The organism is Microcoleus pseudofavosus SVA1_A4 (assembly GCF_036700565.1).
Classification (GTDB): Bacteria; Cyanobacteriota; Cyanobacteriia; order Cyanobacteriales; family Microcoleaceae; genus Microcoleus.
This window is the reverse complement of the sequence record NZ_JAUBPE010000001.1, coordinates 44,527-67,771: the sequence shown is the minus strand read 5'-3', so window position 1 is coordinate 67,771 and position 23,245 is coordinate 44,527. Positions and strand designations below refer to the sequence as shown.

Sequence of the window (23,245 nt, the reverse complement as noted above, 5' to 3'; positions counted from 1 at the left end):
CCAGAGAATTTGTTTGTTGCGCGGGCTGCTAGGTGAACAGGCAAGATGCCTGTTCCACAACCGGATTGATTTTTTCTCAGTGAATTCTAGGTGAACAGGCAAGATGCCTGTTCCACAACCGGATTGATTTTTTGTGGTGTAGGCACTCTTAGCCCGCCCCCAACAGACTCAATCCTTGGGAACAAAATCAAGAGCAGCAGAATTCATACAGTAACGCTGACCGGTGGGTTTGGGCCCGTCGTTAAATACGTGGCCGAGATGAGCGTCGCAAACAGCGCACAGTACCTCCGTGCGGCGCATGAACAAGGTGTTATCCGACTCGCACTTGACATTTTCTTCGCTAACGGGAGCGTAGAAACTCGGCCAACCGGTACCAGAATCGAATTTTGTTTCTGATTTAAATAGCTCTGTGCCGCAGCAAATGCAATTATAAATTCCGGTTTTTTTGTTGTCGTGATATTCGCCGCTAAAAGCTCTTTCCGTTCCCTTTTTGCGGGCAACTTTGAATTGTTCCGGCGTGAGTTGTTGTTGCCATTCTGCGTCGGTTTTTTGAACTTTTTCAGTCATGATTTGATGTTTGGTTAAGATGTATTTAGCTGTTGAGTGTTGACGGTTAGCTGTTAACTGTTGAGTGTTGACGGTTAGCTGTTAACTGTTGAGTGTTGACGGTTAACGGTATATTGCTAGTTAACTCATGCCTCCATTAATATTAACCTAATTGGCTCGAAATGAACATACCAGGGAAAAGGATTGTCCTTAATAGCCCTCCACTTTTCCTTGAAGACTTCGGCTTGCAAGTGATAATCTTGGGAATCATTGGGAGGCGAGTGCAATTTGAGATATAATGTCACCCGGTGCGGAGTTTCCACAGTCGAGGCGATCCAACAAGCAAAAGTATTTTCACGATCGCACCCGCTAACAAAACTCAGTTGATGAGCTCGAATTCCCACAAAAACTAGAGATTTGGGAATTGGTTCGACTACAGTCAGAGTACAGCCCCAGTCGATCGCCTCTACGACAGTTTCCGCGATCGGTTTAGCTGCTGAGAAATTCTTACAGCCAGTCAACTGGGCGACAGTGAAATTGCCAGGGCGATCGAAAATGTTCTCCTTGGTATCAAAGGCGATCGGCCTTCCCTCGGCCAACACCAACAGATTTTTGCACACCCGGTAAACTTCCTCTAAATTGTGGCTGACAAACAAAGTAACTCCCTGATAATTAGCCAGAGTCTGCATTAACTCGCGTTCCAGTTGACTCCGCAAGTGAGTGTCCAAAGCAGAAAACGGTTCGTCTAACAGCAGCAATTCTGGAGAAGGGGCGATCGCCCTCGCCAAAGCCACCCGCTGCTGTTGGCCTCCCGAAAGTTCGTGCGGGTAGCGGTTTTCCAGTCCCGACATTTGCACCGAAATTAGTTGTTCTTTTACCCGAAGTTTTTGCTCGCTTTCAGATAAATGTTGCAAGCCAAACGCAATATTTTCAGCCACTGTCAGGTGAGGAAATAAAGCATAGTTTTGAAACAAAAAACCGATGCGGCGGTCTTTAGAAGGTACATTAATGCCCTGTGCTGAGTTAAATAAAACCCTGCCGTTGACGGCCATTTTACCGCTGCTGGGAGTTTCCAAACCAGCGATGCAGCGGAGAGTCATGCTCTTGCCGGAACCCGACGCGCCCAAAATTCCCAGCACTTCCGGGCCGATATCAAAGCCGACATCCAAGGCAAAGCCAGAGAGAGGTTTAAAAATGTTTAAACAAAGTCCGCTTTCCGGTTGTTTTTGTGGTTTTGTGGTACAAGTAGACGCGACTTTGGGAAGATTTGAGTGCAGTCTTTGGCTCGAATTCGGTTTGGGCGATATCCTTTGTAAATCAGTCCAAAAATTAACAGCAGTTAGCACGCTCAAAGAAAGACTAAGAATAATCAAAACCCAAATACCAGCTTGCCTCATATCCCCTGCTTCCACAGCAAAATAAATTGCCATCGGGATAGTTTGAGTTTGTCCGGGAATATTCCCCGCTAACATCAGCGTCGCGCCGAATTCACCCAAAGCGCGAGCAAATGCGAGAATAGTTCCTGCTAAAATTCCCGGCCATGCTAGCGGCAACATAATCCGCCAAAAGACTTGCCACTCCGAGGCTCCCAAAGTGCGAGCAGCGTTGAGAAGATTGGCATCAATTTGCTCAAAAGCTCCCAAAGCAGTTTTGTACATGAGAGGAAATGATACAACTGTGGCCGTAATGGCGGCGGCTTGCCAAGTGAAAATTATAGTAAAGTCGAATTGTAGCAAGAATTGACCGATCGCCCCATTTCTCCCAAACAGCATCAGCAGCAAAAATCCCACTACTGTCGGCGGCAAAACTAAGGGAGAAATGAAAATCCCTTCAATTAAAGCTTTACCTCTGATGCGAGTAGAAAGCATCCACCGGGCGGCGGCTATTCCCAGGAAAAAGGTGAGAAATGTCGCAATAGTGGAGGATTTTAGAGATATCCAGAGCGGAGAAATATCAAATTCCATCTATATATAAATAAATCCGCGTTAATCAGCGCTTATCTGCTTTCATCAGCGGTAAAAAATCCCTAATTAGTTAGTTATCGAACTATGCCAAATCCATATTTCTGAAATACTATTTTAGCTCGATCGCCCGCTAAAAAGTCAACAAACGCTTTAGCCGCAGCGGGATTGCGCCTGTTTCTGATAACTGCCACCGGATAAACAATGGGCGAGTGCAAATTTTCAGCAGCCGTTAGCCGCACAATTACTTTGTTGGATGCTTTGGCATCAGTCGTGTAAACTATACCGGCATCAACGTTACCACTTTCGACAAATGTCAGCACTTGGCGGACGTTATTTCCTAGCACTAATTTTGGCTGGAGTTGCTGCCACAATCCAAGCTTAGTTAGCATTTCCTGAGCGTATTGTCCGACAGGTACGCTTTTAGGTTCGCCGATCGCAATTTTCTTGATTCTGGCATCTGTCAACTGTTTAAAATCGCTCACAGCAACGCCGTTTTTGGGAGTAATCAAAACCAGGCGATTTGTCAGCAAATTGCGCCGCGTCTCGTTAAGGAGCAAATTAGCTTGCTGCAAAGCATCCATTTGTTTGGTAGCGGCGCTCAAAAATACATCTACCGGCGCTCCCTGCTGAATCTGCTGTTCTAGAGCACCGGAAGCACCGAAATTATAAGTGATAGTAATATTGGGATTGCTGCTTTGATAAACAGTCTTGATTTCCCCTAAAGCTTGCGACAGACTGATAGCAGCAGATACAGTTAAAGACGTTCGCTGCTGCGCTGTTGCTGGAGAAACGCTCTGAAATAAGTTCCAACTAATTAGTAGTGTCAGTGCCGCGACGGCTACTACAATTAAGTGAAAGATGCGTTTTCTTTTCATAGGGCTATGTTTTAATTTTTCATAGGGCGATCGAGAAGTCTAGCTTACAGCAGCTTCCGATAAATGGTGCGTCAGGACTCGACTTTTCGTGCAAATTCAGAATGTAAAACCTGACGCACCCTACCACAATGAAGTAGGGTGCGTCAGCTACCATTATTTTTGATACAAACCAACAATCTCACAACAGACGCACCTTTCAACTAATGACTGATGACTGCTAACTAATGACTACGATCGCCATTTGACGGAACAGCCGATCGCCTCTGTAGTTGAAGGCTCTACCGGTTCGCTGTTGAGCAATTGGTCGATCGCACTCCGCAAATAAGAAACTTGCACCGCCCCCGAATCGTCGGCGTTGTCGTCAATTAAACCTTTATAGCGCAGTTTGCCGTCTTGGTCTAACAAAAAAACCTCCGGCGTTTTAGAAGCCCCAAAACTTTCAGCCACATCTTGAGCAACATCTCGGATGTACGGGAAGTTGAGTTGATTGTCGGCTGCAAAAATTTTCATATTCTCAAAACTGTCGTCGGGATGCTGGTTTGCATCATTTGCATTAATCCCAATTAAAGTAACATTTCGATCTTGAAAATCTGCTTGAAGTTCTTTAAGGCGATCTAGATAGAACTTCACGTAAGGACAGTGATTGCACATAAATATCACCCCAATAGCTCGATATTTTTCTAAATAGCGAGCTAAATGGTGAACTTCTTCGTCTACTCCAGGCAGTTCAAAATCGGGAGCGTAGCCGTTAATGGGAGTTCCGGTTGTTTCCATTAGTAAACTCATTTTTTCAGGAGGTGAAGAGCAGTTTTGCAAGCATCAAAGATGAAACTGTCAGTGCGAATAAAATTGGCTGTTTTTTGCTTTAGCTTAATTCTAGCCTTGCCAACAGCCTATGAGTGATTCGTACTTCGCGATTTATCCCGCGTCTGGCTTTAGCCAACCTTGAGCCAGAGCTTGATATCCAATAAGTTTGTATGCTAATTTGGCTGCGGTAAATTCTGAGACTACAGAATCTACAATAGGTGCTAATTCCATAATGTCACACCCGATTACTTCGTAGGACTCGAAGACGCGGCGCAAAAATCCGGTGAGGGAATACCAATTTAACCCGCCCGGTTCCGGTGTGCCCACCCCTGGCATTAAAGTCGGATCGATGCCGTCTAAGTCGATCGTCAAAAATACCCGCTTAGTTGTTATGCTGGCAATTGCCCGATCGGCCCAATCCGGTTGAGTAGCAATTTCCCTAGCTCGAATCACGTTTAGCTGTTTTGCTTTAATCAAGTCTGCTTCTTCTTTGCAGATAGCGCGAATCCCGATTTGCAGTGTCGGTAAGCCCATATCGACAACGCGCCGCATCACGCAGGCGTGATTGTGAATCGAGCCTTCGTATTCGTGCCGCAAGTCGCCGTGGGCATCTATTTGCACGACTGTGAAGGGTTCGTTTGGGTATGCTTGGCGATAACCTTCGACAACGCCTGCAGTGATGCTGTGTTCGCCTCCGAGGGAGATGACAAATTTATTTTCGGTAACTAGCTGGTGGACTGCGGCTTGGGTCACTCGCAGCATTTCTAAGGATGAAACCGGTTGCCTGTTGCGGGTATCTGCGATCGGCTCTTTTGTATAAATTCCGACATCGTAGCAAACTTCGGAATCTAATTCTTCGTCGTAGCATTCCAGTTGATGAGAAGCTTCTAGAAGTTTCGCCGGCCCGTTTTCGCACCCCCGGCGGTAAGTGGTGGTAGCTTCGTAGGGAATTGGTAAGATAACTACTTTGGCAGTGTCGTAGTCTGGTACAATTTCCGATCCTAGAAACGGTACGACAGCAGTGGAAACGATCGTTGGCATAAGGGAAATTTCAATAAGGCAAAAAATTCAGCATCTTTAATGGTGGCACAATATTGGCTCGTGGTGCAAAGTAGTCATTAGTCAGTTGGCAGTTGACAGTGGGCAGTGGGCAGTTGACAGGAAAGCAGTTGACAGGAAAGCAGTTGACAGGAAAGCAGAATTACTAATGCCCGATGCCCTATGCCCCATTCCCAATCTAAAATCTAAAATCTAAAATCTAAAATCTAAAATCTAAAATCCCATGACACCTTCAACTCCTACTTCGTCAACTGCTGTTGCACCTCAAACTTGGCTGTGGAAAGGCTTTCCGATTTGCTACCAGGCTGCGGGTTCGCAGGGGCCTGCGGTGGTGTTTGTCCACGGTTTTGGCGCGTCTTGGGGCCACTGGCGCAAAAATTTGCCGGCATTGGCTGCTGATTGTCGGTGTTATGCGATCGACCTCATCGGTTTTGGCGGTTCTGCTAAACCCGCGCCCAAACTTGAGATTGACTATACTTTTGAAACTTGGGGACAGCTAATTGCTGATTTTTGTCGGGAAGTTGCGGGCGGGCGGGCTTTTTTGGTGGGAAATTCGATCGGCTGTGTGGCAATAATGCAAGCGGCTGTTGATTTTCCCGATATTGCTGAGGGCGTAATTTTACTCAATTGTTCCCTGCGGTTGCTGCACGATCGCAAACGCGCCGAATTGCCTTGGTATCGCAGTTTTGGAGCGCCAATTGCACAAAAAGTTTTAAATGTCAAGTGGATAAGTCAATTATTTTTTAAACAATTAGCAACGCCAAAAACAGTAAAAAAAGTGCTTTTGCAAGCATATCGCCGTCCCGAAGCTGTCACCGACGAACTGGTAAATATGCTGCTGGAACCTGCCAAAGATAGCGGCGCAGTTGAAGTATTTGTGGCCTTTATCAGTTATTCTCAAGGGCCGTTACCGGAGGATTTGTTGCCTCGTTTGAGCTGTCCGGCTTTGATTTTGTGGGGTACGGATGACCCTTGGGAGCCGATCGCATTGGGGCGAGAATTGGCAAAGTTTCCGGCTGTTGAAAAGTTTATTGCGCTGGAAGGCGTAGGTCATTGTCCCCAGGATGAAGCGCCGGAATTGGTCAATCCTATTTTACTCGATTGGATTAAAGAGCGATCGGTATTTACAGAAAATTAGAAATTAGGAGACGGCAGTGCCGTCTCCCTACAATATTATCTTGGGTAGGGAAACGGCATTGCCGTGTCCTCGGTCTCATAAGTGCCGTGTCCCTACAATATTATTTTGGGTAGGGAAACGGCACTGCCGTGTCCTCGGTATCATGTCTGAGTGCAGCCGGAATTGATATTACACAAACAGGAAACTATCAGGAGTAAAGGCTCCTTGAATTACAGCAATTTGGTCAGATGTACCAGCCAAATTTATCGAGTTACCAACAATATTGTAGTTGGAAAGACTCCCGCGTAACTGAATGCGATCGATTCCCTGCTGAAAATCTTGAATCAACGCAACTCCTGTTCCACTATAGTAGGTCTTGGCGGCATCACCTAGCACAAAAACATCTCTTCCCCGACCGCCAATCAGCACATCCGTTTCATTACTTCCCGGTGCAGCACTCGATGGGTTGACTCCAATTAGCGTATCATTGCCGCGCAAACCGGAGAGTGTATCGTTACCATCTCCCCCTACTAAAGAATTGTTTTGGATGTTTCCGGTAAGGACATCTACATTCGGAGTACCTGTGACGTTAACGAAATTCTCTACCGTAAAATTCAGAGTGCCGATACCGGGTAGATTGTTAACCGCCAAACGATTCTGCGACAAATCCACATTAATAGAAGCTGTGCCGCTACCTGTAGAAGCATCGATCGTATTAATCTGTCCTAAAGGAGCAATTATTTGTTCTATATTTTGCAGGGTATCTGTACCTGCTGCGCCTTTATCTACAATACCTTTCGCCTCAAGGCTAATGCTGCTGGTAAGGGAAAGATAGCTAATTGTGTCCGTGCCTAATCCTCCAATTATGCTATCAGTGCCGCTACTACCTAGAATGAAGTTATCTAAACTATCTCCGGTAATATTGTCGTTTCCTGCTGTGGTGCTAATACTGTTAGCTGGCGGAGGAGGTGGAGTTTGAATTTGGGGAGGTAGAGCAGAATTGGTAAGTTGTGCGCCTTGATTTTGAGGTGGTTGGTTGCCCGGTGCGCCTTGATTTTGAGGTGGTTGGTTGCCCGGTGCGTTGTTTGAATTAGGAAATAGTGGTGGCATGATGTAATTCCCTCGATGAGTTTTCTAAGTTTGAAGTAACTTTCAGGCTAAAGGAATGAATTCTCGCTCGGCCTTTGAGTTAGTCGCTACAATCATTAAGCTGGTTGAAAATGACATTTATCCCTGTGCTGTGATTACAGTTTTGTAATCTGGAGAAATTAGGGTTTTTCCGAATTTTGAGGTAAATTACGATCGCCCGGTGGACGCGGTGGAATGCCCAAAATTTTAATCAAGTCTGCTTCGGTGACTCCCAACTTTTTCGCTGCACCGGGAATATCTAAACGAGGACGGGGCGGTGGGCTGGGCGGGCGATTATTTTCACTTGGCGGTTCCGGCGGTTTGGCGGGTAGCCCCAATGCTTCGATTAACTCGGCTTCGGTGACTCCTAACTGTTTGGCAGCAGCAGGAAAATCTATACGGGGCGGATGTCTGGGCGCTTGACTGGGTTCGGGTTGGCTCTGGGCGAGTAGAGTATTAGAATTAGCTGTAGTCCGATCGGGAAAAGTCAAGCTGCTAAATCCCAGCAGCAAGGCTGTAGCAGGTAACGCTAGCAGTGAAGCAATTTTCATCATATTTACGATCGCGAATCCAAAAATGTTTATAGCTACATCAAACTCCCCAAACATGACCGGGAACACTGCGAATAGATTACAGTTTTGTAATTTAAGTAAATGCCTGATGGCGGTATAATCACAACCGAATAAGTAAATCTATGAATGTTCTATACGTTGAAGATGAAGAAAAAATCGCCAATTTTGTTTGTATGGGCTTGAAAGAACAAGGCTTTGTCGTGGATTATTGCGATAATGGCAATGATGGCTACGATCGGGCGATGGATAATGAGTACGATGCGATCGTCCTGGATATTGTTTTGCCCGGAAAAGATGGATTATCTATTCTCAAACATCTGCGAAAGGCTGGGCGCAATGTACCTGTGATTTTATTAACGGCTCGCAATGAACTAGACGATCGCATTGAAGGGTTACATCTCGGTGCTGATGACTATTTGGCTAAACCGTTTTTTGTTGAGGAGTTAGTTGCTCGGATTTATGCTGTAGTGCGGCGGGCTTCGGGCGATCGCCAAAATATTCTGAGCGTTGGCCCAGTTAAGCTCGATCGCATTCTGCGAGAAGTTACTTGCGATCGCCATGCAGTAGAACTTACAAGCCGCGAGTTTAATCTGTTGGAATATCTGATGCGATCGCCTGGCCGGGTACTCACCCGCACGCAAATCCTCGAACATATCTGGGGCTATGATTTTAATCCGAATACGAATGTAGTAGATGTGTGCATTCAACGCATTCGCAAAAAAATAGAACCGATCGGCGGTACGGGATGGGTTGAGAGCGTGCGCGGCGTTGGCTATCGGTTTCGCAAACCAGATTCCCCATCGTGAAATTGCAATCTTTTCGCTTTCGCATTGCTCTATCATCTGCTGTTCTAGCAAGTATTGCTTTAATTGGCTTTAGTATTGTTTCGTGGTGGTTGATTTACGATGCTAAGGTCAAGCGTCTTGATGCTGAAATCAAGAATCAGTTAATCCAATCTACCCGCCCCCAATCGACTCAATGGGATGTTTATAATGATTCTTTGCCATCAGTTTTGGGCATGAATGATGGGGAAACAACCGTGGCTTTGCTGGTGAATGACAGAGATGGTAATTTGCTCTACAAATCGAGCCAGTGGCAAGATGGAATTGATGCCAATTCACTATGGCGATCGCTGCCCCAACCCCCTCCCGATCCTGCCAGAATACCTTTTCAATTAGAACCTCCCCCTCCACCACCTCCACCCTATCCGCCACCTCCCGATCGACCCGATTCATTTTCACCGACAGAAAGAAGACCCCCGCGCGATCGGCCTCCTCAATTCGATCGACCGGATTTTCCTCGAGTTTTCAAAGCTAAGCTAGCAACCCAGCGTACTAGCACGGCTGTTTGGCGTGTAGGCGCGATTCATTCTCCTCAGACTCAAATAGCGATCGCAGTTAACTTACAAGCGATCGATCGGGAAATGGCATCGATTCGTAATATCTTTCTAATTTCTATTCCCGTAGTGCTTTTACTCGTGGCCAGTGGAGCGTGGGTCATATCGCGGAGTATTCTATCTCCAATTGGGCGACTTACGATGGCAATTCGCAATGTTACCGTACAGGGGCTCGATCGGCGCGTCCCAGACGGCTCAACGGATATAGAGTTTGTAGAATTAATTTTTGTGTTCAATCAGATGCTAGAACGTCTGGAACGAAGTTTTAAGCAAGCTTCTCGTTTTAGTGGAGATGCTGCCCACGAATTAAAGACTCCGCTGGCAATTTTGCAAGGCCAACTAGAACGGGCTTTGCATCAAGTTGAATCGGGTTCTGAGGTACAGCAAACCCTCAGTAAATTATTGGATGAAGTGCGCCGTTTGAGTGAAATTACCCGTAAACTTCTCTTACTTTCTCTAGCCGATGCCGGACGTATGGGTTTACATTTGGTTGAGGTGAATATGTCGGCTTTGCTATCGGAAATTGCCGAAGATATGGAACTGCTAGCACCGCATTTAGATGTGCAAATGGCAATTGCTCCTAATTTATATATCAAGGGCGATCGCGATTTGCTGGTGCAGGTTTTGCAAAATCTAGTTGGTAATGCGATTAAATATAATTTACCGAAGGGTTGGCTCAGGTTACAGGCTGACTGTCAGGGAAAAAGAGTAATTGTGAAAATTGTCAATAGCTCTCAAGATATTTCTTTGAGGGAGCGCGATCGCATTTTCGAGCGCTTCCATCGCGGTGACTCGACTCAGACCAAAAAAATAGAAGGATCGGGATTGGGACTAAGTTTAGCAAGGGAAATTGCACGGGCCCACGGCGGCGATATCAAACTAGATGCTGCAATACTTGGTCAAACAGGGTTTATACTCAGTTTACCTGTGGGCGATCGCGATTAATGGAACTTGAAAATTTTTAAGCCGCAACAAAGCTCAAACTTGCGATTTTAGCCAGTTTACTGGCACGATAGACCACCTCAATTCGATCGCCTGACCTATTTGGAACGTTTGAAAAAAATCAAGACAATTTGGGACGCCTATATGTTAGCTGAATGAAGGAAGAGGCACTTTAGCTAACCGATCGGGTTAACTTAGAATTGAGAGTTTTTAGGAGTTGAAGGGGGAGCTATATTTCCGCGATCTCGCCATAGCAACAACGGAATGCTTGACGTTCCTAAAATCATTACAACTCCAGTCATAATCCAAATTAGCACGCGATTTGGGCGATAATCACCTCGCTCAATTTGCCAGAAAACTCGATTATAACGCCATGCTGCTAAGGCAATGACCGCAATTCCAAAAACGACCAGACTCAGCCCTAAAGTTTCCGAGTTGAAGAAGGGAGGGGAGGAAACTTCTTGCTGAGTCACTGTAGCTTGAAATTGACGGAGAAATAAACTGAACCGACTGATCGCAAACCCAAAACCAATTAAAGAGAGTGAAGTTCGCAACCATGCAAGAAAGGTGCGTTCATTTGCCTGATGTTCGCGCTGTCGGTCTATTTTAGCACCCTTGTTCATCAACCCTACCTTTATAAAATATTTTAAGCTTTCCCTCGTTGATTATTGTTTCAGTTCCGATTGCCGAGGGAAGTATCGGTATTGCGATCGTGATTCATCATCACCAAAAAATATAGTATCAGTAAATCTGCAAAAAAGCGATCGCCTCCATCTCTACCAACAGAAAAGAAGAGGACACAGCATTGCTGTGTCCCTACAAATACCACGGTTAAAACCCCGTTTAAAAAGACTTAGCCGCCCCGCCGGACTGAGCCTTTTTCTCCAACCAATCCTTGCCCAATCTGATTGTCACATCCGACTGCAAAGAACCGGTACTCTCAACCAGCACATCTCCAAAACCCAAAGACTGGCGAATCGCTTGGGCACCTTTAATATCGCCTTGTTGAGCTACTAGAGTAGTTACCTCCAGCGGTTCGGGCCAAGCCTTATAAACCTGAACATTCCGATAACCGGCTTGAGTCAGAGTATTGACAAAATCTTCAACAGCAGATTCATCTCCGGTACTATCTTGAATCGCCACCTTCAGAAAAGTCGCATCAGCATTCTCAATTGTCCAACTATTCTGACCGAAGTCAAAATGTTCTGACACCATAGTTTCGATCGCACTTTGGTCTGGCAACCAAAAACTCGCCTTGTAGTCCTTGGGATCGCTGAACTTGCCGGGAACCATCAACATCTGCACGCTGGCGCGATCGGTTTGAGTAGCAAAACCAGCCAAAGCCACTAATTCTTCTATACTCAAATTCGTGTCAAGGTGAGACTGAATCACCGACAATATCTTCGGCAAGCGAGACAGCAAACCTACATTAACTTCCTGTTCCACAAAAGCCCGCATCAACAATTGCTGGCGCTGCACCCGCCCGATATCGCCCAAATCGTCATGGCGGTAAAGTAAATATTGCACGATTTGTTCGCCGTTGAGTTTCTGTTTGCCAGCCTTTAAATTTATATATAAATGCTGGCTTTCATCGGTATACTTCATGTCTTTAGGGACATTAATGGTAATGCCGCCAAGTGCATCTACCAAACTTTTGATGCCTTGAATATTGACTGTGACATAGCGGTCAATCCCCACGCCGCCCAAGAGTCCGCTGACTGACTTTGCTGACGAAGCCGGGCCGCCGTAGAAATTAGCTTCGTTTATTTTCACCTCGCCCCTGCCTTCAACATAGGTGCGGGTGTCTCGCGGAATGGAAAGCACGCTTAACTTTTTATTTTGAGGGTCAAACCTAACCAACAGCATGGTATCGGTTAACCCCTTGAAAGAGTTTTGCCAGACCTCGTATCCCTGCTCCTTATCGGGATGGCCGTCGAGGTCTGAGCTGAGAACTTTAAGTCCTAAAACTAAAATATTAACTGGGCGAGTCAGCTCCGGCATCTTCATGCTGAGCTTTGCCATGTCGCCTTGAGAAAACACCGCTGCTTCTTCAGGACTCAACTTCTGTTGCTGAAGCGGCGTTGTGGAAAGGGACACGGCTAGCAGCGCTCCGGCTGTGGCTGAGAGCATGGCTACTCCAGCCAAACCAAAACCAAAACCCAGCCAACGGCCTCGATGGGGCTGGGAAGATTTTTTGGTTGAAGGTTGAGCAGTTGATTGTTTGATAGGGTCTTGATTAGGAATTTTTTGAGCTGGCACTGGCTTCCTCACACACAACAAAAATAAAAAAGATAATGGCAATATGTAGTATCAAGCTGAAGACGCAATCAATCAATAGGGTAGGGGCTTAAAAGAACCCTAAATTATGATAAATGTTTGCCCACCACTTGCTCCGCTACGCGGCTAATTCCGGGCAACCATAGCGGTTGACGCTTCCAGAGGCGAACCATCAGTCCCAGAGCAACGATGAAATAGCTGGTTGTCAGCAGGCTACTCATTAATAACATGGGAAGTGTCGGAGATTCCGCAGAAATCGCTCCAGCTTCTAAAAGAATATGTCCTAAAAGCCAACTAAAAGCAAGGGCAATTGCCAAGCGGCTGACGGCTTTGCGTTCGGGGCTGCCCTGACGGCGGTAAAGATTCCACAGGGCGGGGAAAAAGCCGATGACTGGGATCATTAATACAAACAGACTTGCACGATCGAGTTCAGGATTTTCTAAGGGATCTGTATTTTTCATCATTTGCTACTCAAAATTTGCAGAAGGTCAGATTTTGCACAAGAGTTATTTGTTAGAGGGAAAATTAATATCCTAAACCAAAATTCCCAGAGCAGGGCTGGTGCGATCGCCAAACTTGTCTGTCAGAGGCAAAATTTTTCGGCACTCCCAACCCGCGACCGATCGTTGGCAACTTTTCGACCCGGAGACCCGTATTTTGATAAACTGGATACAGCACAGCAGACAGGAGAACAGACTTAGCCATGACCCAATCCCAAAAATCAATCGTTATTGCTCCATCCATATTATCAGCCGATTTTAGCCGTCTCGGAGAAGAGATTCAGGCTGTCGATCGAGCAGGGGCTGACTGGATTCACGTAGATGTGATGGACGGTCGCTTTGTTCCTAATATTACTATCGGGCCGCTGATTGTTGAAGCAATTCGCCCTGTTACTACCAAGGTGATCGATGTCCACTTGATGATTGTGGAGCCGGAGAAGTACGTTGAGGACTTCGCTAAGGCTGGTGCTGACATTATTTCGGTTCACGCCGAGCATAATGCTTCGCCTCACTTGCACCGCACCCTCGGCCAAATTCGGGAATTGGGCAAAATGGCTGGTGTGGTTCTGAATCCTTCGACGCCTTTGGAGTTTATCGAGTACGTGCTGGAACTTTGCGATTTAGTGCTGATTATGAGCGTGAATCCCGGCTTTGGCGGTCAAAGTTTTATCCCGGCTGTTTTGCCAAAAATTCGCCAGTTGCGTAAAATGTGCGACGACAAGGGCCTCGATCCTTGGATTGAGGTGGATGGCGGTTTGAAGGGGAACAATACTTGGCAGGTTCTGGAAGCGGGCGCAAATGCGATCGTCGCTGGTTCTGCTGTGTTTAAGGCGAACGATTACGCAGGGGCGATCGAGGGTATCCGCCACAGCAAGCGCCCGACTCCCGAGTTGGCTGCTGTTTAGTTGAAAATGCGATCGTGTCCGGTGAATTACCAATAATAATAAAAGTGGTTTGAAGTCAGGACGAATAATCCTTATTTAAAAATGGAAGAGCAAATTCTTCCATTTTTTTTCCGATCGAGAAGCGAAAATATTAGCTAATACTGACTTTAGTCCTTACTAAAAACCTCGATTATTGGTCATAAGTCATAAGTCATAAGTCATAAGTCATAAGTCATAAGTCATAAGTCATAAGTCATTGGTCATTGGTCAACCTGCTGTATAATATAGCTAGGTCAAAAATGGAAAAGCTAATGACGATCGCCATTACCCGCCATCCAACAAACGAATTAGCCGAACGCGGTTGGCGCACAGAAGAAATCGTCCAACCCGATGGCAGCACGGTTTTCGAGGATATTCCCCTGACCTCTGAAGAATTTCTCCATCCAGAAGAGGGATATCATTTGCCAAATAGCACTTTTCACGATCGCATAGCAGGAGATATTAAAGATATTCTCACCCGTCACTACGCTAACGATCCAACAACAGCGGTTTTTCGCGATCTCATAGTTCGCTGGGAAATTGCGGATTTCAAAGATCATTGTCCCGATACTTGTGTGGTGTTTGGCATTCAAAATAAAGAGCAGGTGCGGACAGAGTTTTTAGTGAACTCTGAAGGCGCGCGTCCGTCTTTAATTGTTGAAGTGGTTTCGCCTCGATATCGCAAAGAGGATCGAGAAATCAAAGTCCAACAATACGCTCGGGCTGGCGTGCGGGAATATATAATTTTCGATCGGCGGCGCCAGCGAGGTCAAATGCTGGATGAGGTGTTGGGCTACCGTTTAATAGATAACATCTACGTGCCGATTACTCCCGATGAAGAGGGACGCATTATGTGCGAAACGGTGGGTTTGTGGATGGGATTGCATGATGGCGAGGTGGTGATGGTGGATGTTCAAACTCAAGAGCGCCTGCTCAGATCCACAGAACTCGAACAGTGGGCGATTCAAGCCCAAGAGCAAGCCTCTCAAGCCGAACAGCGAGCTACTCAAGCCGAGCAGCGAGTCGCTCAATTAGGCGAATTTTTGCGATCGCAGGGTATCGATCCCGATCGAATTTGACAGTCCTGGACGCACGTCAAGGCCAGAAACCGGGTTTCTTCGTAAATCTCCGGTTATCAACCAACGATTTTACAGAGAAACCCGGTTTATGAGCGTAAGTCCTATTTGAGCTTTGGCGGTTGCTTTTTTAACCGAAAAACTGGTTTTTATCCCTATGAAAAAAGGTAGATTAATCATCGCTCAAAGATGTCGCTCTAACATTCTTCAAGAGTTATCGATCGAGCAAAAGTATCGCCCGGATTGTTGTGCAACTCAAGCTGTTTTACGATCGCACCCGCAACGTCAGGCGCACTGTATCCCCAATAAAGTGAGGAATGCGCCAGCTAAAGAGGCATTTTTTGATAGTTTTCAGCAACTCCACATCCGCCAAAGTCGAAGCATCAGCATCCACAACTATGCGGCTGGCGCGCACCTTACCGAAGACAATTTCTAACACCAATTCGCCGTTTGTACCCGGTGGCACAGTCAAAGTTTCCAAGTGTTCGTTTAAACTATCACGCGCCTCTTCATCCAACCCCGTCGCGCTAACGACTTCTACAGGTGATGTGCCGCGCGGGCTGGCCGGTGCGATCGGGGCACTGGCTGCGGCGGGTGCGGACAATTGATACTTCCGTTCCTCCATGCGGTTAAATGTGATGCCGCGCACTAATTCTTCAGGTTCTTCTTCTTCAGCAAGGCAAAAACATTCCATAAACCTTGCAACAGGTGCAGAACCTCGAACCATCATTTCCTGCGCCATAAAGTGCGTGCCACCAAATACACCTCCATATTCCACCGCTTCCGGCATTTCTACCGGCACGTTCATCGCGATCGATTCCGTACCCGGTTCGACGCGCACATCATCGCTGACAGCCACAAAAGCCGTGTACTGCGACAGAAGCTGATAGGTTAGCGCCGTTTCTGTCACTGTTTCCACGCCCACCTTGGTTTCGTACTGCACCATCTGATTCATCAAATCTTTGATGCGGTGCCGCCCCCAAAGCTGGGCAACTGCCGGATTTCCAGGATCTGTAAAGTCGAGTCGGTAGGTTTGGACGTACTGGTGTCCGCCTGCGCTAACCCCTTTAATATGAAGCGTTCCAGCTTCGCGATCGCCCTTTTTCCCAAACAGAACCAGCGGTTGTTCGGCAAATAAATCCGGCGCAACTGACGGATAAATTACCGGATTTTCGCCCTCTCCCTGCCAAGTAATTTCCAGATTTACTAACACCGGATTGTTGATTTGCCGGAAGAACTTTTCCACAAATTCATTAACTGGTTCGTCGTGCCGGATGATCCGCGAGATTCCCCGCCCGATTTCCGCAATGCGATCGAGCAAAAAGCGATTGACGGAACTCCCCGCACCGAAGCTGTACAGGCGATTCCCCGATTTGAGATGTTGCTGCACTTCGGCGAGAACTTGGTTTTCGTTGCCGATGTAACCGTCGCTGAGGAATACCACAGTGCGCAAGCGCCCGGATGGTGCGGGAAAATCGATCGCCGCCCGAATCCCGCCCAACATTTCCGTACTATTGTCAGCGCGCAGTTTGTTGATATATTCGATCGCCTGTTGTCGATTTTCTGCTGTATTCGGTAGCGGTTGTTTTGACAGTTGTCGCACTTTGTCGGAAAAATCCAGAATCGAGAAAGTATCCGCTGGATTCAATCCGTTAATAAATTGTCGCAACAATGCCTGACATTGCTGCAAAGGCGCACCGGATTGCGAACCGGAAGTATCGACTAAAAAAACGACATCTTTCGGCACAATTTCATCGGTTTTGTACTCGATCGCCGGAATCAAGTAAACTGCAAAATGCCCGCCGCGATCGTCCGAATGAGTTAATACCGTCGATTGAGTTTCTCGACCCGCAACTTGATAGCGAACAATCAAATCTTTGTTGGGAATTGTATCTTGATTCCCCAATTGAACGCGCACCGTTAGCCCATTTTTCTGCTCGCTTGCTAAGGAAGTTTGGGGGGAGTCTAAATATTCTATTTCCAGTTGGTGGGATGGGGAATTGACATTACGAATCGGTATGCCCGCCTCAATTTCCAGCGTCACGGCGATATCGTGTCCCGATCGCATTCCCGGTGGCAAAATCGGGGCATTCAGGCGCGACGCATCGGGGACAATATCGGTAGACGAATTGACTGTCATTGGGGCTGGGGCGCTACCGCTAGCAGCCGTTTCATCCAGCGGCGTACCGGGAATATATCGCGGCCCGACAACCATCGGAAAAATGAATTCGTAATCGCCAGCTAAAAATTTCAAACTGTCAGTGTAGCGAATCGTGACATCGATTGATTCACCCGGTTTGATGTTGGCGAGGGACTGGGTGAAAATATTATCTCGCTCCTGTTCCAGCAAACCCGCAGTCCGCCCTTCTTGTTTGGCTTTTTCGTAAATTTGTTGGGCTTCTTCACGTTTTTTGATGCTGCCTTTAATGGTGCGATCGCCAATTTTAATTTCCATCTCATCTACCGCTGCTTCCTCCGGTAGCGGGAAAATATAGACGGCTTCTAATGGCTTGGTGAAAGGATTTTCAAATTGCTGCGAGACTTCAACTCGCGATAAATTTCCGGCGATTTTTGCTCGGACTTCTGTATGTTTCAGGGGAAAAATAAGTTGTTCTCCCTCTGGGGAACCCACGTATAATCCACTGGTTCGCTCGGGTGGAGATTTCAAGGATGGCATAAAAGTAGTCCTCCATAAATGATACATCAAAAGGAACTGCAACACGCATCGTCTCGACTGCCTTGACTGTAGCGATTTCGTTTGGGTTTCAGCGCTTGATTTTATTTTATTTTATTTTATTTTGTTTTGTTTGCTTTGGATAAAGATTAGAAAGGGAAGCGGGAACGAACGAGAAAAACAACAGATTCCAGTTGGTATCGATCTGTCCTATTAAATAATCGGCTTAGAGAACAGGAATTATGCAAAAAAATCGGTTTTTGGGAAAAATTGTCGCTTTTTTCGAGAAATATTGACGCATAAACCTGGTTTTTGGGTTCTCTAGAGCGTGTTTTCTTGCGTCTTAGAACCCCCCAGTACCCCTTAAAAAGAGGGGAGCAAGAGGGTCAAAGTCCCCTTTTTGGATCTCATAGTGAGCTGGGAAAATGTATCCTGTGTTACAGGGTAATGGTTAATAGGTAATAGGTAATTGGCTCCAAATGACTAACCCATTACCCATTACCTATTACCAGTTCTTAGATCGAGTTATCACCATAGATCCAGGAGAGCCGATTTTTTGTATACGATCGAGCAAAAGGACACGGCATTGCCGTGTCCCCAGGGGTATCGATTTAGACCGCTACAAAATCTGCAACATTAATCAGCCCTGTTGACACATTGCTGAGAGTTGCTAACAGTTGACCGGAACTGGTAACTCGGATCGAAGTAGAATTATTTTCTACAGTAATGCTCAGTTGCGAGAAACTTAAACCGCCTGTCAAGCCGATCGCATCGCGACCATCTTGAAAGTCTAAAATAGTCTCGCGGCCGCTGTCGATACCTAAGATAAATCGATCGTCCCCAGTACCTCCAATCAAAGTATCATTCCCCTCATCTCCAAATAACCAATCGTCCCCAGCACTACCCAGTAAACTGTCTTCATCCTTGCCGCCATAAAGAGTATCGTTTCCAGCATCACCGTTGACGGTATCCTGACCTTGATTGCCAAACAACAAATCGTTGCCCAAATCACCACACATCTGGTCTTGACCGCCAGCGGAGCCGATCGCCAGACGGCTGCCAATATCCCCGTACATAGTATCTTCTCCCTCGCCACCACAGAGAGTATCGCTGCCCTCATTCCCAAACAGCACGTCGTTGCCCAAGTCTCCTAGGGCCAAATCATCACCCTTGCCGCCACGCACTGTATCGTTTCCATTACCGCCAGAAAGGGAATCTTCGGCTTCTTGCCCGTTCAGGTAATCATCGCCACTGAAGCCAAATAGCAAATCGCGACCTGTAGAATCAATGTTTAAAGGGTTAAGAGTACCACCGTATAATGTGTCGTTACCCTCATCGCCAATTAAAGTATCGCTCTGTTTGTCTCCAAAAATTATGTCGTCATCTTTGCCACCGTAAGCAACATCTTCATTCTCGCCCGCAAAAATTAAATCATCTTTAGCACCCCCGTTGAGGTAGTCATCGCCCTCATTGCCAAACAGCACGTCGCTATCTTGGGCAGAGGGAAGAATGGTTATATTTCCTAGATTAATGCCGAGGTAATATCCGCCATAAATATTGTCATTGCCAGTGAAGCCAATCTCCAAGTCGTTACCATTTAAGCCGTTGATATTGTCATTGGTAATCGAACCCTCCAGAAAGTCGTCGCTTTCTGTACCGTTGGTGGTGCTATTTGTTTGGTTGGGGCCGCGAATAGCAGTCTGGCTGGGAAAGGTTATCTGCTTGCAAATGCAATCTTCGTCTTGAGTTTCTGGGGTTGGAGTTGGAGTTGTTGTCGGAGTCGGAGTCGGAATTGGAGTCGGAGTTGTTGTCGGAGTTGGCGTTTCCGTTGGAGTCGGAGTTGTTGTCGGAGTTGGGGTTGGAGTTGTTGTCGGTGTCGGTGTTGGGGTTGGAGTTGGCGTCGGAGTTGGCGTCGGAGTCGGAGTTGTTGTCGGTGTTGGAGTTGGAGTTGGAGTTGGAGTTGGAGTTGGTGTTGGAGTTGGCGTCGGAGTCGGAGTTGTTGTCGGAGTTGGAGTTGGAGTTGGAGTTGTTGTCGGAGTTGGAGTTGGAGTTGGCGTCGGAGTCGGAGTTGTTGTCGGAGTTGGAGTTGGCGTCGGAGTTGGAGTTGGCGTCGGAGTTGGAGTTGGAGTCGGAGTTGGAGTTGGAGTCGGAGTTGGAGTCGGAGTTGGAGTTGGCGTCGGAGTTGGAGTTGGCGTCGGACTTGGTGACTCCAAGTCGTCATTTGCGATCGTACCTATGCCCGTCGCTTTAGTAATAGTCGCATTGACAGCGGTGCTGAGGTTGACGTTAAATGTTTCGTCAGTTTCAAACTTAGAATCGCCGTTGACAGCAACAGTAATGGTTTTAGTCGTTTCCCCGGCATTGAAGGTGACGCTGCCTGCGGCCGCCGCGTAATCGCTATCAGCAGTGTTAGCAGTACCGTCTGACGTGGCGTAATTGACGGTGACGGGCAAGCTAGAAGCTGCTGAGAGAGTGGCGGTAAAGGTGGCGCTAGCAGTACCCGTATTGCCCTCGGTAACAACTACATCACCGATCGAGATACTAGGAATATCATCATTGGCGATCGTAGCAGTGGCGGTGCTGGTGGTGACAGTCGAACTTTCCGGCGCTGCGGTCAAATTTGGGTTGCTGAGGGTGACGGTAATTGTCTCGTCAGGTTCAACTGCGCTTTCGCCCAAGACATCCACAGCAATAGTTTTAGTTGTTTCGTTGGCGGCAAAGGCGATCGTCCCTGTGGCGCTAGTAGCCCCAGCAGCATTGATATTATTGTAGTCTGCGCCGTTGCTCGCGGTACCAGCGATCGCATAATTTACTGTACTCGCTACCCCCGTGCCGCCGCTGCGAGTGACGGTGAAAGTGACGGGTTTAGTGCCGGAGTTGCCTTCAATTAAGGAACCTGTCGCTGGATTTGTGAGTGCGATCGCATAAGAAATCGGGTCGTTGGCGGGTATAGTTAGGGTAGTTTGGTTAGTAGTTCCAGCAACGGCATTAATAATAGTACCGAAGTTGAAAACGGCTGTTTCATCATTTTCTGGGATGTCATCAGGATTGATAGTAACAGTGAGATTTTGGGTAAGGGCTGCACCACTGCTACCAGCATTAAAAGTGATAGAGCCAGGGGTAAAAGTGTAGTCAGAACCTGCGCCTTGGGTAGCCGTACCTGTGTTAACTAATGGTACGGTGACATTGGCAAGGGGAGTAGCGCTGAGAGTGACTGGGATAGTAACAGTATTAGCAGCAATTCCTTCTGTACCTGAGAAAGTGGGAGCACCAAAGTTAACTAGAATGTCGGGATATTCATAAGCACCAATGTCAACGATGCCGTTGCCGATGCGGGCAAAACCAGCACCTCGTTGATCGTTAGTTGAAACACCAGTGTTGTTGCCTGCGTTGAATGCTGGACTACCTGAGAGTAAGGCGCGAGTAAACGTGAGGCCGCCGTTATTAGCTAAAGCATCAAGTAATGGATCGATCTGGCTGCCAGCAGTGCCTACTTTATCGTTATTCGTGCCATTGGTAAACCCTGTACTGCCAGTGTTGTTACCAATTAAGTTATTGCCTTGGCTGACGAATTGCCCAGAAACGTCGGGATGTATGGTTCCGGGTACTGCTGTGTTATCAATGTTGCCAGCGATGATGGTATTTTTGACGTTAACTGTGCCGCCTTGCCTGAAGATTCCGCCGCCATTGTCGTTAGCTTGGTTGTTGTTATCGAGATCGGCGGTGTTGCTAGCGATCGTGCTATTGTTAATAGTTAATGTGCCGCCACCGGGTTTGAAAATGGCACCTCCTTCAGCGTTTGCTGTGTTGCCAGAAAAAGTGCTGTTAGCGATGTTTGTGTTTAACGTGCTGCCGTCGTAAATGGCACCGCCACCGTAAAAAACAGTGGGGTTGCTGGCTTTATTACCGGAGAAAGTGCTGCCAGAAATATCTAGACTTCCCTCTGTATAAATTGCGCCGCCGCCTTGGCCTGTCACTTCGTTGTTGGTGAAGCTGCTGTTAATGACTGTCATCGTCTCTTGGTTTCTGATCGCACCGCCACCAAATCCGGTTGCTTTGTTGCTAGTGAAGGTGCTGTTGCTGACTGTCACCGTGCCGCTATTATCGCTAAAAATAGCGCCGCCACTCTGGGCCGTGTTTGTAGTAAAGGTGCTGTTGGTGACAGTTACGGTTCCACCGTTGTTTCTGATGCTGCCGCCGCTGTTACCTGCTACGTTAGTGTCGAAAGTGACGTTGTTAACATTAACTGTGCCGCCGTTGTTAAAGATGCCGCCACCTTGATCGTCACCAGCAGCGTTAGCGTTACCATTTTTAATTGATAAAGCGGAGATATTGAAGGTGATGCCTGCGGCTGTGACGTGGAAGGCGCGATCGATTGTAGCGGCGTTAATTGTTGTTGTGGCTTGACTTGCGCCTGTAATGGTGAGGTTTTTAGTGATGTCGAGGTCGCCTGTAGCACCTAAGTTTTCGCCTGTCCCCGCGATCGCTAGGTTATAGTTGCCAACAGGCAGAATGATGCTGTCGCCAGCCGCGGAGTAACGAATGGCTTCGCGCAAAGAGATAAGTCCGACCAAATTTCCATTATCTTCGTCGGTAGTGGTGGTGACGTTGATGGTGGGTAAAACGCGATCGTAACTTGCGATCGCCTCTTGGGTGAATGCCAAAGCGGTCTCAATCGAACCAATTGTTACTTCTAAATTCCAGTCACCGCCTAATGCAGCACTTCCTGTCAGGTTTTTGGAAGCGGCGATGTCTGCACCTGTGAGTTGATTGAGGCGTTGCAAGAACGATCGCCCCGCTATCGGTGGGGCGATTTCTGCCGCCACGTTGCAACCGTACAGGAGGATATCGGCGTTAGGGGCTAAGGCCTTTTTCCACTGCTCAAGTCGATCGCCATATTCGTCTAGGTTGTCAGAATTTAGCTGAATTGACCCCAGTTGCAAATTTCCAGGCCCGCCGTGAGAAACAATGTGAACGGCGGAAATATCGGTGTAGCTAGCTAATAACTCTGTAATTTGCTCGACTCCATCCCCCGCCCGATCGAGTATAAATATCTCTTTCCTTGGTTCGGCGCTTGGTGCAAGGCTTTGATAATCTTCAACGGTTGGGTCAATGACAACTATTTGCGTAATTTTTTCCATGATCGATTTTCCTCGTAGATGCAAGGGAAATGGAGCTTAAAAGCGGCGAGCGTCTTGCCAAAAGAATTCAAATTAGTATTGACAAATAATCATTTGAATCCACTAGCTAGGTTTGGGAAAGCTTGTAAAAGGCAAGATATAATGCTTAAATCATAAGCAGCTTAGAGTCTTACTAAGACAACACCGAGAGCAAATTTGTTCCCAATCTTAGAAATTAGTCAGTAAATATAGCGATCGACCCGATCGCG

General features: G+C 47.1%; 20 protein-coding genes. 5 read left to right on the top strand and 15 right to left on the bottom strand.

Annotated features, from left to right (window positions below):
- Nucleotides 1-168 precede the first annotated feature (168 nt).
- The 6 genes from msrB to speB all read right to left on the bottom strand — a co-directional run bounded on the left by msrB (nt 169) and on the right by speB (nt 5,233).
- The gene (gene msrB, locus QUA02_RS00335; RefSeq protein WP_333024397.1) at nt 169-567 is read right to left on the bottom strand and encodes a peptide-methionine (R)-S-oxide reductase MsrB; all 399 of its coding nucleotides are present in this window, start codon (nt 565-567) and stop codon (nt 169-171) included.
- 125 nt (nt 568-692) lie between these two features.
- On the bottom strand, nt 693-2,510 hold the full coding sequence (gene modB, locus QUA02_RS00330; RefSeq protein WP_333024395.1) for a molybdate ABC transporter permease subunit: 1,818 nt from the start codon (nt 2,508-2,510) through the stop codon (nt 693-695).
- Nucleotides 2,511-2,584: 74 nt separating this feature from the next.
- On the bottom strand, nt 2,585-3,385 hold the full coding sequence (gene modA / locus QUA02_RS00325) for a molybdate ABC transporter substrate-binding protein (RefSeq protein WP_333024394.1): 801 nt from the start codon (nt 3,383-3,385) through the stop codon (nt 2,585-2,587).
- Nucleotides 3,386-3,404: 19 nt separating this feature from the next.
- Nucleotides 3,405-3,539, bottom strand: coding sequence for a hypothetical protein (locus QUA02_RS00320; RefSeq protein ID WP_333024392.1), 135 nt, complete (start codon nt 3,537-3,539; stop codon nt 3,405-3,407).
- Between the two features lie 74 nt (nt 3,540-3,613).
- A complete protein-coding gene (locus QUA02_RS00315) occupies nt 3,614-4,171 on the bottom strand; it encodes a thioredoxin family protein (protein WP_333024391.1) in 558 nt (185 codons plus the stop codon).
- 132 nt (nt 4,172-4,303) lie between these two features.
- On the bottom strand, nt 4,304-5,233 hold the full coding sequence (speB, locus tag QUA02_RS00310; RefSeq protein WP_333024389.1) for an agmatinase: 930 nt from the start codon (nt 5,231-5,233) through the stop codon (nt 4,304-4,306).
- Between the two features lie 241 nt (nt 5,234-5,474).
- On the opposite strand from speB, the gene QUA02_RS00305 reads away from it, so the two are divergent.
- Nucleotides 5,475-6,389, top strand: coding sequence for an alpha/beta fold hydrolase (locus QUA02_RS00305; RefSeq protein WP_333024388.1), 915 nt, complete (start codon nt 5,475-5,477; stop codon nt 6,387-6,389).
- 168 nt (nt 6,390-6,557) lie between these two features.
- Here QUA02_RS00305 and QUA02_RS00300 read toward each other — a convergent pair whose 3' ends face one another.
- Both QUA02_RS00300 and QUA02_RS00295 read right to left on the bottom strand, forming a co-directional pair.
- The gene (locus QUA02_RS00300) at nt 6,558-7,478 is read right to left on the bottom strand and encodes a calcium-binding protein (protein WP_333024386.1); all 921 of its coding nucleotides are present in this window, start codon (nt 7,476-7,478) and stop codon (nt 6,558-6,560) included.
- Nucleotides 7,479-7,636: 158 nt separating this feature from the next.
- Nucleotides 7,637-8,050: a hypothetical protein gene (locus QUA02_RS00295; RefSeq protein WP_333024385.1), complete on the bottom strand. Its 414-nt coding sequence runs from the start codon at nt 8,048-8,050 to the stop codon at nt 7,637-7,639.
- A 140-nt stretch (nt 8,051-8,190) separates the two neighbouring features.
- Here QUA02_RS00295 and QUA02_RS00290 point away from each other — a divergent pair, with 140 nt between their 5' ends.
- Together QUA02_RS00290 and QUA02_RS00285 are read left to right on the top strand one after the other, a co-directional pair.
- Nucleotides 8,191-8,874 carry a response regulator transcription factor gene (locus tag QUA02_RS00290; protein ID WP_333024384.1) on the top strand — a complete coding sequence of 228 codons (684 nt, stop codon included), beginning with the start codon at nt 8,191-8,193 and terminating at the stop codon, nt 8,872-8,874.
- On the top strand, nt 8,871-10,409 hold the full coding sequence (locus tag QUA02_RS00285; RefSeq protein ID WP_333024383.1) for a sensor histidine kinase: 1,539 nt from the start codon (nt 8,871-8,873) through the stop codon (nt 10,407-10,409). The genes QUA02_RS00290 and QUA02_RS00285 overlap by 4 nt, the downstream gene beginning before the upstream one ends.
- Nucleotides 10,410-10,600: 191 nt before the next feature.
- Here QUA02_RS00285 and QUA02_RS00280 read toward each other — a convergent pair whose 3' ends face one another.
- The 5 genes from QUA02_RS00280 to QUA02_RS00260 all read right to left on the bottom strand — a co-directional run bounded on the left by QUA02_RS00280 (nt 10,601) and on the right by QUA02_RS00260 (nt 13,388).
- Nucleotides 10,601-11,029: a YidH family protein gene (locus tag QUA02_RS00280; RefSeq protein ID WP_333024382.1), complete on the bottom strand. Its 429-nt coding sequence runs from the start codon at nt 11,027-11,029 to the stop codon at nt 10,601-10,603.
- 50 nt (nt 11,030-11,079) lie between these two features.
- Nucleotides 11,080-11,235, bottom strand: coding sequence for a hypothetical protein (locus tag QUA02_RS00275; protein WP_333024381.1), 156 nt, complete (start codon nt 11,233-11,235; stop codon nt 11,080-11,082).
- A 14-nt stretch (nt 11,236-11,249) separates the two neighbouring features.
- On the bottom strand, nt 11,250-12,665 hold the full coding sequence (locus QUA02_RS00270) for an LCP family protein (protein ID WP_333024380.1): 1,416 nt from the start codon (nt 12,663-12,665) through the stop codon (nt 11,250-11,252).
- Nucleotides 12,666-12,769: 104 nt separating this feature from the next.
- Nucleotides 12,770-13,144: a hypothetical protein gene (locus tag QUA02_RS00265; RefSeq protein WP_333024540.1), complete on the bottom strand. Its 375-nt coding sequence runs from the start codon at nt 13,142-13,144 to the stop codon at nt 12,770-12,772.
- Between the two features lie 64 nt (nt 13,145-13,208).
- Nucleotides 13,209-13,388 carry a hypothetical protein gene (locus QUA02_RS00260; protein ID WP_333024379.1) on the bottom strand — a complete coding sequence of 60 codons (180 nt, stop codon included), beginning with the start codon at nt 13,386-13,388 and terminating at the stop codon, nt 13,209-13,211.
- Here QUA02_RS00260 and rpe point away from each other — a divergent pair.
- Nucleotides 13,387-14,088 carry a ribulose-phosphate 3-epimerase gene (rpe, locus tag QUA02_RS00255; RefSeq protein ID WP_333024378.1) on the top strand — a complete coding sequence of 234 codons (702 nt, stop codon included), beginning with the start codon at nt 13,387-13,389 and terminating at the stop codon, nt 14,086-14,088. The two genes, QUA02_RS00260 and rpe, sit on opposite strands and share 2 nt — an antisense overlap.
- Nucleotides 14,089-14,366: 278 nt before the next feature.
- Nucleotides 14,367-15,185 (top strand): Uma2 family endonuclease, encoded by an 819-nt coding sequence (locus QUA02_RS00250; RefSeq protein ID WP_333024377.1) that lies wholly within the window; start codon nt 14,367-14,369, stop codon nt 15,183-15,185.
- Nucleotides 15,186-15,447: 262 nt separating this feature from the next.
- Here QUA02_RS00250 and QUA02_RS00245 read toward each other — a convergent pair whose 3' ends face one another.
- Together QUA02_RS00245 and QUA02_RS00240 are read right to left on the bottom strand one after the other, a co-directional pair.
- The gene (locus tag QUA02_RS00245) at nt 15,448-17,859 is read right to left on the bottom strand and encodes a VIT domain-containing protein (RefSeq protein WP_333024376.1); all 2,412 of its coding nucleotides are present in this window, start codon (nt 17,857-17,859) and stop codon (nt 15,448-15,450) included.
- 608 nt (nt 17,860-18,467) lie between these two features.
- The gene (locus tag QUA02_RS00240) at nt 18,468-22,997 is read right to left on the bottom strand and encodes a DUF4347 domain-containing protein (protein WP_333024375.1); all 4,530 of its coding nucleotides are present in this window, start codon (nt 22,995-22,997) and stop codon (nt 18,468-18,470) included.
- Between the last annotated feature and the right edge of the window lie 248 nt (nt 22,998-23,245).

Excerpts from the sequence above, each read along its gene's own strand:
- msrB (WP_333024397.1), bottom strand. The coding sequence starts at position 567 with ATGACTGAAAAAGTTCAAAAAACCGACGCAGAATGGCAACAACAACTC.
- modB (WP_333024395.1), bottom strand. The coding sequence starts at position 2,510 with ATGGAATTTGATATTTCTCCGCTCTGGATATCTCTAAAATCCTCCACT.
- modA (WP_333024394.1), bottom strand. The coding sequence starts at position 3,385 with ATGAAAAGAAAACGCATCTTTCACTTAATTGTAGTAGCCGTCGCGGCA.
- QUA02_RS00320 (WP_333024392.1), bottom strand. The coding sequence starts at position 3,539 with ATGGTAGCTGACGCACCCTACTTCATTGTGGTAGGGTGCGTCAGGTTT.
- QUA02_RS00315 (WP_333024391.1), bottom strand. The coding sequence starts at position 4,171 with ATGAGTTTACTAATGGAAACAACCGGAACTCCCATTAACGGCTACGCT.
- speB (WP_333024389.1), bottom strand. The coding sequence starts at position 5,233 with ATGCCAACGATCGTTTCCACTGCTGTCGTACCGTTTCTAGGATCGGAA.
- QUA02_RS00305 (WP_333024388.1), top strand. The coding sequence starts at position 5,475 with ATGACACCTTCAACTCCTACTTCGTCAACTGCTGTTGCACCTCAAACT.
- QUA02_RS00300 (WP_333024386.1), bottom strand. The coding sequence starts at position 7,478 with ATGCCACCACTATTTCCTAATTCAAACAACGCACCGGGCAACCAACCA.
- QUA02_RS00295 (WP_333024385.1), bottom strand. The coding sequence starts at position 8,050 with ATGATGAAAATTGCTTCACTGCTAGCGTTACCTGCTACAGCCTTGCTG.
- QUA02_RS00290 (WP_333024384.1), top strand. The coding sequence starts at position 8,191 with ATGAATGTTCTATACGTTGAAGATGAAGAAAAAATCGCCAATTTTGTT.
- QUA02_RS00280 (WP_333024382.1), bottom strand. The coding sequence starts at position 11,029 with ATGAACAAGGGTGCTAAAATAGACCGACAGCGCGAACATCAGGCAAAT.
- QUA02_RS00265 (WP_333024540.1), bottom strand. The coding sequence starts at position 13,144 with ATGAAAAATACAGATCCCTTAGAAAATCCTGAACTCGATCGTGCAAGT.
- rpe (WP_333024378.1), top strand. The coding sequence starts at position 13,387 with ATGACCCAATCCCAAAAATCAATCGTTATTGCTCCATCCATATTATCA.
- QUA02_RS00260 (WP_333024379.1), bottom strand. The coding sequence starts at position 13,388 with ATGGCTAAGTCTGTTCTCCTGTCTGCTGTGCTGTATCCAGTTTATCAA.
- QUA02_RS00250 (WP_333024377.1), top strand. The coding sequence starts at position 14,367 with ATGGAAAAGCTAATGACGATCGCCATTACCCGCCATCCAACAAACGAA.
- QUA02_RS00245 (WP_333024376.1), bottom strand. The coding sequence starts at position 17,859 with ATGCCATCCTTGAAATCTCCACCCGAGCGAACCAGTGGATTATACGTG.
- QUA02_RS00240 (WP_333024375.1), bottom strand. The coding sequence starts at position 22,997 with ATGGAAAAAATTACGCAAATAGTTGTCATTGACCCAACCGTTGAAGAT.